11 protein-coding genes are annotated in these 10,914 nt (G+C 58.2%); 6 read left to right on the top strand and 5 right to left on the bottom strand.

Going from position 1 to position 10,914, the window contains the following annotated elements:
- The 3 genes from ABX749_RS08720 to ABX749_RS08710 all read left to right on the top strand — a co-directional run.
- Positions 1–1,103, top strand: a 1,103-nt coding sequence (locus ABX749_RS08720; RefSeq protein WP_372895640.1) for a substrate-binding domain-containing protein, incomplete at its 5' end; no start/stop codon positions are given.
- A complete protein-coding gene (locus tag ABX749_RS08715; RefSeq protein ID WP_145210643.1) occupies positions 1,096–1,941 on the top strand; it encodes an ABC transporter permease in 846 nt (281 codons plus the stop codon). The genes ABX749_RS08720 and ABX749_RS08715, both read left to right, overlap by 8 nt.
- Positions 1,938–2,576 carry an ABC transporter ATP-binding protein gene (locus ABX749_RS08710; RefSeq protein ID WP_372895639.1) on the top strand — a complete coding sequence of 213 codons (639 nt, stop codon included), beginning with the start codon at positions 1,938–1,940 and terminating at the stop codon, positions 2,574–2,576. Before ABX749_RS08715 ends, ABX749_RS08710 begins: the two co-directional genes overlap by 4 nt.
- 209 nt (positions 2,577–2,785) lie before the next feature.
- On the opposite strand, the gene moeB is transcribed toward ABX749_RS08710, so the two are convergent.
- Genes moeB through ABX749_RS08685 form a run of 5 tightly spaced genes read right to left on the bottom strand, consistent with a single transcriptional unit; the run spans position 2,786 to position 7,832 of the window.
- Positions 2,786–3,931, bottom strand: coding sequence for a molybdopterin-synthase adenylyltransferase MoeB (gene moeB / locus ABX749_RS08705; protein WP_372895638.1), 1,146 nt, complete (start codon positions 3,929–3,931; stop codon positions 2,786–2,788).
- A gap of 4 nt (positions 3,932–3,935) precedes the next feature.
- Positions 3,936–4,205: a MoaD/ThiS family protein gene (locus ABX749_RS08700; protein WP_372895637.1), complete on the bottom strand. Its 270-nt coding sequence runs from the start codon at positions 4,203–4,205 to the stop codon at positions 3,936–3,938.
- The gene (locus ABX749_RS08695; protein ID WP_372895636.1) at positions 4,202–4,981 is read right to left on the bottom strand and encodes a TOMM precursor leader peptide-binding protein; all 780 of its coding nucleotides are present in this window, start codon (positions 4,979–4,981) and stop codon (positions 4,202–4,204) included. Before ABX749_RS08695 ends, ABX749_RS08700 begins: the two co-directional genes overlap by 4 nt.
- A gap of 47 nt (positions 4,982–5,028) precedes the next feature.
- Entirely contained in the window at positions 5,029–6,309 is a 1,281-nt protein-coding gene (locus ABX749_RS08690; RefSeq protein WP_372895635.1) for an ATP-grasp domain-containing protein, read from the bottom strand.
- The gene (locus ABX749_RS08685; protein WP_372895634.1) at positions 6,306–7,832 is read right to left on the bottom strand and encodes a lipopolysaccharide biosynthesis protein; all 1,527 of its coding nucleotides are present in this window, start codon (positions 7,830–7,832) and stop codon (positions 6,306–6,308) included. Before ABX749_RS08685 ends, ABX749_RS08690 begins: the two co-directional genes overlap by 4 nt.
- Before the next feature lie 477 nt (positions 7,833–8,309).
- Here ABX749_RS08685 and ABX749_RS08680 point away from each other — a divergent pair, with 477 nt between their 5' ends.
- The 3 genes from ABX749_RS08680 to ABX749_RS08670 all read left to right on the top strand — a co-directional run.
- A complete protein-coding gene (locus tag ABX749_RS08680; RefSeq protein WP_372895633.1) occupies positions 8,310–9,446 on the top strand; it encodes a GNAT family N-acetyltransferase in 1,137 nt (378 codons plus the stop codon).
- A 73-nt stretch (positions 9,447–9,519) separates the two neighbouring features.
- On the top strand, positions 9,520–10,434 hold the full coding sequence (locus ABX749_RS08675; RefSeq protein WP_372895632.1) for a polysaccharide deacetylase family protein: 915 nt from the start codon (positions 9,520–9,522) through the stop codon (positions 10,432–10,434).
- A 274-nt stretch (positions 10,435–10,708) separates the two neighbouring features.
- Positions 10,709–10,914, top strand: a 206-nt coding sequence (locus tag ABX749_RS08670; protein ID WP_372895631.1) for a hypothetical protein, incomplete at its 3' end; no start/stop codon positions are given.

The raw sequence follows: 10,914 nt of genomic DNA, 5'->3' as shown, positions 1-10,914 counted from the left end.
GTGAGGATGTCCGCGTGGTCTTGGCAAGTCCGGATTCGGCGGCGATCGGCAAGGTCGTTCGTGAATCGTTAAGTGAGGTCGGTCGCTGGGACAGCTTGGATAAAGCGACCAAAGCGTATCGTGGGACCGTCAATGAAGTGGCCAACGACATCAAGATCGGTGCCGCCGACGCCGGGATCGTGTACGACGCGGTGTTGCACACCTATCCCGATTTGACCTTTGTCGAAATCCCCGAGTTGGCCGCGACGGCGTCACAGATTTCCGTCGGGGTGATCGCGTCGACCCAGCATTCCGCCGATGCGTTGCATTTCGCCCGCTACATTTCATCCGCTGATCGAGGTTTGCAGCATTACGCCGATCACGGCTTCCGCGTCTCCGGCGGTGACAACTGGGCCGACCAACCCGAATTGTCCGTGTTCGCCGGATCGATGCTGCGTCCGGCGATCGAAGACACGATCGCGGCGTTTGAAAAACGCGAAGGGGTGAAGGTCAATCGCGTCTACAACGGGTGCGGCATCTTGGTGGCGCAGATGAAAGCCGGCCAGCATCCGGACGCGTACTTTGCCTGTGACAGTGAATTCATGAACCAAGTCCACGACCTGTTTCCCGAACCCGTTCCCGTTTCGCAGAATGAATTGGTGATCTTGGTGCAGAAAGGAAATCCCAAGGGGATCGCTTCGCTGCGTGACTTGGCCAAAGAAGGTTTGCGTGTGGGGATCGGCCACGAAAAGCAATGCGCGATGGGCTGGATCACTCAGAACACGTTTCGCGAAGGCGGGGTGCAGCAAGAGATCATGCCCAACGTGACCGTTCAAACGCCGACCGGCGACATGCTGGTCAACCAATTGCAGACCGGTTCGCTGGACGCCGCGGTGGCGTACTTGAGCAACGCGGCTGGTGCGTCAGAATTCTTGGACGCGATCCGCATTCAAGGCATCGAATGTAGCGTTGCCACCCAGCCCTGGGCGGTCGCCAAAGAGTCGCCGTATCCGAACCTGGCATCGCGATTGTTCCAACAAATCTGCTCCACCGAGTCGCAAGACATCTTCGCCGCCGAAGGATTTCGTTGGCAGAATCTCGGCAACGATGTGACTGATGAGTGAGCCGGTGAAAGCTACTTCGTCGCCGACGTTTCGGCGTCGCAGCGACACGCCGTTCTTCTTGGTGATGGGCGGGATCTCGGCCTGCTTCATCATCTTGATTGTGCTGCTGTTGGCCGCCGATGTCGTGTTCACTTCCCCGAGCGACTTTATCGATGCACTTCGAAAGCCGGAGATTCAGGCTGCGTTTCGATTGACGATCTTGAGTTGTTCGGCGGCGGCGGTGTTGTCGTTGTGGGTCGCGACGCCGCTGGGGTACCTGTTGTCGCGGTATCGATTCCCCGGCCGTTGGCTGGTTGACACCCTGGTCGATATTCCGATCGTGTTGCCACCGTTGGTATTGGGATTGAGTCTGTTGATTTTATTTCATCTGCCGATTTTCGGTTGGGAATTGGAAGCCTGGTTGCGTGACAGCGTCGGTTTTCCGGTCACGTATCAATGGCCCGCCGTTGTGCTCGCCCAGTTCTCGGTCGCGTGTGCGTTTGCAGTGCGAACGATGCGGGTGACGTTTGACCAAATCGATCCGCGTGCCGAAGACGTGGCGCGGACGCTGGGTTGCACGCGGGGGCAGGCTTTCATGCAAATCGCGCTGCCGCAGGCGTGGCGCGGGATGATCGCCGCGACGACGATTGCCTGGGCTCGGGCGCTCGGCGAGTTCGGGCCGATCCTGGTGTTTGCCGGGGCGACACGGATGCGGACCGAGGTGCTTTCGACGACGGTCTTTTTGGAATTGAGCATCGGTCAGTTGAACGCCGCCGTCGCCGTCTCGCTGTTGATGGTTGCGATGGCGGTCGTCGTGTTGTTGATTCTCCGCGTGCTGGGAACGGGGTTGAACGCGTGATCGAGCTGGACGATGTTTCCATTCATGCCGGCGAGTTCTCGCTCTCGGGCATCTGCATGCAAGTGCCCCGCGGGAAATACGCGGTGCTGATGGGGCGGACCGGTCGCGGCAAGACGACGATCCTGGAATCGATCTGCGGGTTGCGCAAGATCACGTCGGGGCGGATTTTGATCGATGGCGTGGACGTGACGACTTGGTTGCCGGGTGATCGCCAGATCGGATATGTCCCCCAAGATCTGGCGCTCTTTCCCACGCTAACGGTCGCACAACATTTGGCGTTCGCGCTGCGGTTGCGGAAACGTCCGCAAAGCGAAATCGACGAAAGAATATCTCAACTCGCCGAAGTGCTCGGGATCATGCCGTTGTTGGGACGCAAAGTGGACGCGCTCAGTGGTGGTGAATCACAACGCGTCGCACTCGGGCGGGCGCTGTCGTTTCGCCCCGCCGTCTTGTTGCTCGACGAACCGCTCAGTGCGCTCGACGAATCGACCCGGGCGGAAATGCACGAGTTGCTCAAACGGGTCAAAACGACCACCGGAGTCACGACGCTGCACGTCACGCACAGCAACGAAGAAGCCGAAGTGCTGGCTGATCAGCGTTTTGAACTTAACGACGGAGTGTTGAGGGAGGGCTGACGGGTTGGTCAAAAAATTGAATGGTCAAAAAATAGTGGGCCGCGATGGACGCCTAGCGTAGGCGGATCGGCTCCGTCAAACCCTCGCATACGTGTTCGCTACCACGTGAGACCGCCCCGCACCCATTCCCCATTTTTTGACCAACCCATTTTTTGACCAAGCTCTCCGTTGCCCCGATTTCGTCCCGCTGTCATCAAGCGGTTGCAGCACTAATACGTCGGTACGGAGGAATCAATCTGTTTGGACCAGCGATTGATCCCGCCGTTCAAATTACTGACGTCGGTGAATCCGGCGTCGCGTAACAACTGGACGGCTTTGGCACTTCGCAAGCCCATTTTGCAGTGGACGATGATCGGCAACGAACGATCCAATTCGTCGGTTCGCGTCGGCAATTCATCGAGCGGAATCAACGTCCCGCCAAGATTGCAGATCTCATATTCATGTTGCTGCCGGACGTCCAAGATCGTCATCGGCTCGGCGGCGTCCATCCGCCGTTTCAATTCGGTCGGCTCGATGTCCCAGGGGCTCTGCGCGGTGTCCTGTTTGGGCGTCCCGCAGAACTGGTCGTAGTCGATCGGCGCGGTGATCGTCGGCTGGTCGCCACACACCGGGCACTTCGGATCTCGGCTGACTTTTAATTCGCGAAACTTCATCTCCAGGGCATCGAGCAACAGCAGTCTGCCGGAAAGGGACGCGCCGATCCCCAGGATCAACTTGATCGCTTCGGTCGCTTGGATCGTTCCGACGATGCCTGGCAAGATCCCCAGCACCCCGCCTTCGGCGCAGTTGGGGATCATTCCGGGATCGGGCGGTTTCGGGTACAGGCATCGATAGCAGGGTCCGCCGGGAAGTCCGAACACGGACGCCTGGCCTTCGAATCGAAAGATACTGCCGTAGCAATTTGGTTTGCCGAGCAGCACGCAGACGTCGTTGACCAGATATCGTGTGGCGAAGTTATCCGTGCCATCGATGATGATGTCATACTCGGCGCCGATCCGCATCGCATTGGCGCTGGTGAACGCTTCGTCGTGCTGGTCGACTTCGATCAAAGGATTGACGCGTCGGATGGATTCGGCAGCCGACTGGACTTTGGGTCGGCCGACGTCGTCGGAGCCATGGATGATTTGACGCTGCAGATTCGAATACTCGACGCGGTCAAAGTCGACGATCCCAAGCCGGCCGACGCCGGCGGCGGCCAGATACAGGCTGACCGGTGACCCCAGTCCCCCGGTTCCGACGATCAAGACCGAGGCCGATTTCAGTTTGACCTGGCCATCGGTGCCGACTTCCGGCAATGTCAGATGCCGCGCGTAGCGAGCCGTCTCTTCTCGCGCCAGAAGTGGTTTCTCCGACATGCGTTTAACCTCCGGCGATCGCCGGTACCAACAGAATTTCGTCCGATTCGGTCAGCGGCGTCGCTTCGTTTTCCAAGTCACGGATGTTGCGATCATTGACAAAGACGTTGACGAACGAAACCAATTGTTCGCGGTCATCGAACAGGCTGCTGCGCAGCTCCGGGTGCGCCGTGACGACTTGCTTCAAGGCGTCTTCGACTGTCGTGGCGGTGACGGAGAGATGATTCTGCCCGTCGGTATGTTTTCGCAGCGCGGTAGGTATGATGACTTTCATGCGACGTCCGTGGAGGGATCCGGTGGCAGGTGGCCACAGGTGGGGCAATCGGGACGACGAGTCACGTTGAGCCGGTGGAAGCTCATGTCCCGTAAATCCATTTTAAGCAAACGGCCGGCGAGCGGGTCGCCGATTCCAGCGATTGTTTTGATCGTTTCCATCGCTGCCATGCAGGCGACGGTGCCGGAGACGGCGCCGAAGACGGGGAATTGGCGGGTCCAGGTCGGCGGCTCTTGGGGGAACAGGCAGCGTAGACAGGGCGACCGGCCCGGAATCAGCGTCGTCAGATGTGCTTCCAATTCGTACATCGCACATTCGACCATCGGTTTGTTTTGCAACACCGCTTGTTCGTTCATCGCGAATCGTTCGGGAAACAGCGGCGCACAGTCGACGACGATGTCACATTGGGCGACCAATTCGGCGGCGTTGGACTGGCTGACGTTTTCTCCCACGGCCACGATTTCCAGCCGAGGATTCAATTCCAACAACCGGCGTCGAATGGACTCGATCCGCGGCTTGCCGATCCAATCGTGTGTCATCAACAGTTGGCGATTCAGGTCGCTCGGCTTCACGTTGCCGGCGTGCGCGAGCACCATTTTTCCGACTCCCGCCGCGGCAAGCTCGTACGCTACCACACTGCCGACGCCGCCGACCCGCGAGATCATCACCGATGCGCCCTTCAGTCTTTCCTGCCCCGATTCGCCGAAGTCGGGGACCCACATCTGCCATTCGTAGGTGGCGCGTTCTTCGTCGGTGAGTGGTTTGGGGGTCGGCATCAGGCTCAGCACGCTGGAACAGGGCGGAATCGATCGGTCGGGCCGGCCTAGTTTATCGCGTCAACGCGTTGATTCCTACCGATCGAAGCTTTGAAGTGCCGCGTGAATTTTCCCAGTACCGATCGGGCGAAATTCACGAGCGTGGCGAGCTGGGGACGCCAATCATCGGGGGCATAGAAATCGAGATAGTCCTTACCGAACAACAAGTTTTCCAGCTCAAATTCCTCTGCCTTCTGATGCCGGAAGGCACGCAGATCGTTGATCAGATTTCGGCAACGGATGCCAATCGTGTGGTTGGTGTGAAAGTCTGTTTGGCCTTTGACCAACAATTCATACAAGGCAAACGGGAAATTCGCTTTGGCGGCGATCGCCAGTGGCAACGATCCCCAGAACCGCGCGTTGATTTCCAGGAACACCCAGTCACCGGTTTCGCGGTTGTAGCGAAATTCGAACATCCCGACCCCGGTGTAGTTCAGATGCTGGACCAGTTTTCGTGTCGCTTCGGTCAACTCGGGTATTTCGTCGATCGTTTCTCGGTACGTGCTGCCTCCGTCGATCGTTTCGCGTAGCCGTTGATGCTGGATTTGCATCAGAACCTGTCCTTGGTGGGCCAGGATTTCGACGCCGATTCCGACCCCCGAAAAACTTTCCTGGATGAGCACGCCGTCGTCGGGGAACTCATGAATCAGGTATTCAGCCAACGCGTCGGGCGAATCGACCCGCTGCGCGGCACGTTTGTTTGTCACGTCCGATGCGGTGATCGAGGAGCGTGGTTTGACGTAAACCGGAAATCGCAGCGAGCGACGGTCGTGCAGGCTGAATTCCCGGTTCGAGAAACCCGTTTGAATGTCGGCGTCGGTGATTTCACATTCACGCGGCACGTTGATTCCAAGCTCCGATGCGATGCGGCTTGTTTTGGCTTTGTCAAACGCGACCTGAAAGGCGTCGTCGTTGATCAGGTACCAATGGGTGTCGGGATCCAGTTTCTCGCGTTCAAGCTGCAGCGGCACGACTGCATAATCGTTGCAAGGGATGACCAGATCGTAGTCATATTGCTTGACCAATCGATGCAAGCCATCGAGCCATTGATCGTCGTGGGGCGAGTAGGGGACGACGGAGTGAAACGCGTGAACATATTGGGATTTCAGTGCCGGTGAATCCGAATCGCACCAGGCGACGTCGACCGAGATGCCGTTGCGTCCCAATCCCCGCGCGACGGCCAGCAGGACGCGGTCGTCATTGCCCAGCAGTAACACGCGGCGCGTCTGCTGTCGGGGTGCTTCGTGATGGCCAAACTCTGGTTGGTCGATTAATTCTGCCAAACTCATGGAGTGTTCCCAGCAAGAGTGGAGCGAAGTTTCGCGATCGCGTGGCGACGAAACGGATCGCTGAAGAGTAGAGGGGTGAACCAAACGCTCAGCAGCAAGGGGATCAGGCACAGCAGGGCGATCCATTTGCCGAAGCAGAGCGCAAACAATGCGATGGAAATCACAAACACGCCGAAATCGATTCGGAGCTTGTGATACTTGCTGATCAGCAGCACACCGGCCAAGACGATCGCGTGCGAAATCAACGTGGAGGCGACGACACCATCGATGCCGAAGTCGCCGATCAGTGCCAGACCGACCAGGAAGTTGCAGACCAACCCGAGCAGCAAAAAGCAACTGCTGATCCAGGTCTTTTCCAGGCACCAGAAGTACTTTTGGGCAACCATCGTCATCGCCGCCAATGAACAATAACAAAGCGTCATCGGCAACAACGACTCGCCCATCGCAAATTTGTCTTTCCAGATTTGACCGAACAACAGCGGGGCGAGCAGCAGAATGCCGACCGATGCGGTGACGCAGAACAAACCGATCGCTTTGAGCATCAGATTCATCCGATCGGCGACCGCTTGGCGGTCACCCGATTCCCAGTCCTTGCTCAAATAGGGCATCCCAGTCGAGCCCGCCATCGCGCCGATCGTCATCAGCAACAAGGGGAAGATACAAGCGGTGTGGTACTGGCCGACCAGGAATTGAATGTCGACCTGTTGATCGGGATAAAAGTTGACCAACAGCAATCGGTCACAGACCGAAAACAGATTGATTAACGCATTGCTGATCCAAACCCAGACGGCAAAGGGAAGGATCTTTCGCCAAATCGGATCGGCTGGGTCGGTCGTTTCGTGATCGTCCCCGTGCTCCGCTTCGGATCGTCCGTCGATCAAGGTGTAGCTGGCGGCAAGTGTGGTGCCGACGAAACAGGAAACCAGGTAGGCGACGATGACCGAAAACGCGCTGACCGAAGTCAGTTGAAACAGGACGACGCACAGCAGGGCGAAGAACAGGGTTTGTGCGAACTGGATGCGAAAGACGAATCGATTGAGACGTTTCCCCGAGAACCAACTGGTGGCGAAATTAAAGAACACGACGACGGGTAGCCCGATCGCCAACAGCGAGACCAACGGTGCATCGTCGGCGCTGCCGAAAAAGTATCGCGCGACGGTTTCTCGGAACCACCAGATCGAGACGGACGCTAGCAGTGTCAGCGCGAGACAGGCCAACAGGGTCTGGCGAAGGAAACGCGATTGCTGGCCCTTTTTTTCGAACCGGGCGACATAGCGTCCGAAGGAGCCGGGGATACCGAACACCGCCAGCGGTGCGACCAGCATCAAAAAGCTGAACGCCAGATCCCAACGGCCGACTTCGGCTGCCGACAGCGTGCCGCAAACATAAAAGCTGCGGACGAACCCGATGCCGCGCTGCACGATCATCAGGACGCTGATCAGCACAACACTTTGGGAGAACGAATCGGCGACGATCTTCTGGGCCGACTTCGGACGCGGTTGAGAAAGGGTGGCTTGGCTCATGGACGGCAAAAGCGTAAACGTCGAATGTCGTTGCGATCGTGGGTTGGTGACAGCCGTCCTTGTGTCCCGAACCGCGAATTCCGCGACGAACGACCACCGTTGGCTAACCTTACGTTGCCAACAAAGCGGCTTGCGGTGATCCGGACCGCGAGCTGTTTTTGGCGCACTGGCACGTTCGGTTTGTTTCGATGGGGTCGGTTGCGCGGACTGATCGATTCGCGAACTGGTTTCAGGGTGGGGCCGCAGGGGCGGCAGCGCGACTGCCCGTGGGTTCGTGTCCGTCGGCCGATGGAGTTCACACGCGGGTCGACCCTAATGGCCGCCGACACAAACGGTGCAACCGGCGGATGTGATTCGAGTTCCCTCGGCAAGTTGCCTCCATCGGTTTGCCTTGCCGATGCTTCAACCCACAGTTCTTTGCGTGGACCGATCCTCGCACGCTTTCGGAAGCACCCGAATCCCTGGCCGGAACGAAGCATGATTTCATCGGTTGAATTGATCACAAACGTCGAGCAACTTTCCGCGGACGACCTGGCTCGCTGGAACCAGCTCGCCCGCAACCCGCTACAACGATGGGAGTGGTTGGGCAGTTGGTGGCGTGCCTACCAAGGCGATTACCGTTTGTGTGTGTTGAAAATCAAACGGCAAGACGAAATCATCGCCTTTGCGCCATGGTGTTTAGAGAGTCGCGTCGGAGCGGGGAAGACGATCCAGTTTCTGGGCTCTGGAAAAGCGTGTACCGATCACTTGTCGCTGCTGGTCGACGATGGTGACATCGACGACGCCTGTTCCGCGGTCGCTCGTTGGTTGGCCCACTCGGCGGATCCGAACGAGGACACCGGCGAACAATGTCTGCTCTGGGATGCGATCGAGTTGATCGGAGTCGATCGATCGGATCGGACGATGAACACGTTGGTCGAGGCGATGCAACGGGAAAAACTAGATGTTGAACTTGCCGACGGGTTGGGGTGCTACGCGATCGATCTGCCCGCCACCTGGGACGAATACGTCCGCATGCGATCCAAGAGCGGCCGTCGCGAGGTTCGCCAGTCGCTGAAGAATATCGATACGGGAACGGTTCGCGTGGATCGGGTGGAGAACCAGCAACAGCTCGAAGCGGTGTGGGATCACTTCGTCGCGCTTCATCAACGACGTCGGCACGCGTCCGGTACGACGGGCTGTTTCGACCATCCGCCCTTTGACGTGTTCCTGCGTGATGCGGCATCCCAACTACTCGATGCCGGGTTACTGGAATTGATCATTGCGACCAATGATGGTGTTCCGGTGGCGGCCCATTTCGCGATCGTAGACAACGACCGTTGGTACTTTTACCAATCAGGCATGGACCCGGACGCCGAAGCGTTACGTCCGGGGTTGAGCATGTTTTGCCACGCGATCCGTCAATCGATTGAGACGGGGCGAACGACGTTTGACATGATGCGTGGAGATGAACCGTACAAATTGCGCTGGCGGGCTGAGCTGATGCCGGCTCAGGAGATTCGAGTCTGCAGCCCCAGGCGATCGGCCCAATTGCGTCAACAAGTCGTCAAGGTCGGCGTGACCTTTAAGAACCTGGTCAAGTCGGGACTCGGGATCGGTCAACCGCAGTCCTAGTGTCCTCGGCACGAGGTTCCTTGATCCACCCTTAACACGCATAGAGAGTCCAAGCACCACGATGTCCGTGACGATGAAGATTCGTGAACTCGCACTGCACGCCTATTATTACAGCAGCTTGCCGATGCGGATGCGTTATCGCAACCGACTCGAAGCGGAAGGGCAAGCACCGTTGTGCGTGCTGTTCTATCATCGCGTCGCCGACACGCATCCGAATGGTTGGTCGATCGGCAATCGTGAATTCCAACGTCAGATGCTTTGGTTGAAGCAGCATGTCGACGTGGTCTCGCTGGAGGAAATTCAAACACGGATGCGATCCGGTCGCAACGATCGGGTGGCTGTCGCGGTGACGTTTGACGACGGGTACGCGGAAAATTGCCAGCAGGCGATTCCATTTTTGATCGAGCACGAGATTCCGATGACGTATTTCGTCGCATTGGATTTTGTGCTTCACGATCGCCCGTTTCCGCACGATGTTGCCGAAGGTCAGCCGTTGCAGGTCAATACGCCCGAGCAGCTTCGCCAGATGGCGGCGTCGGGGATCGAAATCGGGGCGCACACCCGCAATCATTGTGACGTCGGGGCGATCGAGGATCCCGAGACGATGGTCGATGAAATCGTGACCGCCACGGCGGAGCTTGGCGAGTTGGTGGAGCAGCCGATTCGCTACTTCGCGTTTCCCTACGGTCAGAAATCTAATTTGAGCGCGGCGGCCGTCCATCTGGCCAAAGACCAGGGCTTGTCGGGCGTCTGTTCGGCCTATGGCGCGTACAATTTCCCGGGCAGCGATCCGTTTCACATCCAACGGTTTCATGCCGATCCCGAGTTCATTCGATTGAAGAACTGGGTCACGATCGATCGTCGCAAAGTCGGTTTCGGACGCGGCTACGAGTTTGCCGAAACGGGCGTCAAGGTGGCCGACGTTGCGGGACGGTCCAGCCACGACGCTGCTCCGCTCGCCGTTGCCAGCCTGGGTTCAGAAGCTTGATTCTGGATAAAGCATCCGACGGCGGGAAACTTTCTCTGACCTTCTGCATCTAAGTCCACGCGGTGAGGTCGTCGTCGGCGCCGCCGAATCGTTCGGCGCTGCGCTGGGCCGGCCGAAATCGAAGGCAACCCGCCGATTGCATTGGAACAACCTCGGGATCGTTGACTGCCATTCAAACGTGGTCCACCCGAAGGGCGGGATTGTGAGTAAAATGGCGCGTTGAAAAGCGACGCGGAGTCCCGCGGCCATCAATCGATTCGTGGAAAGAAAGATCATGTGGTTACGAGGTGGGCGGAGATCGGCCGGATGCAGTGATGGTCGGCCAAAGACGAGCGGCCAAGTGCGACGCTTGCGCCATGAATCGCTGGAGCAGCGACGGTTGCTGGTGGCGACGGTTTCGGTGACGGTCCAGACGCCGGTCGCCGTTCCCGAGGCACCCCTGCAGCGGATCGTTTACACGTTCAATCGGGACGAGACCGC

The organism is Stieleria sp. (assembly GCF_041595215.1).
Classification (GTDB): domain Bacteria; phylum Planctomycetota; class Planctomycetia; order Pirellulales; family Pirellulaceae; genus Stieleria; species Stieleria magnilauensis.
The sequence above is the reverse complement of the archived record's forward strand: the minus strand, read 5'-3'. Positions and strand labels throughout refer to the sequence as shown.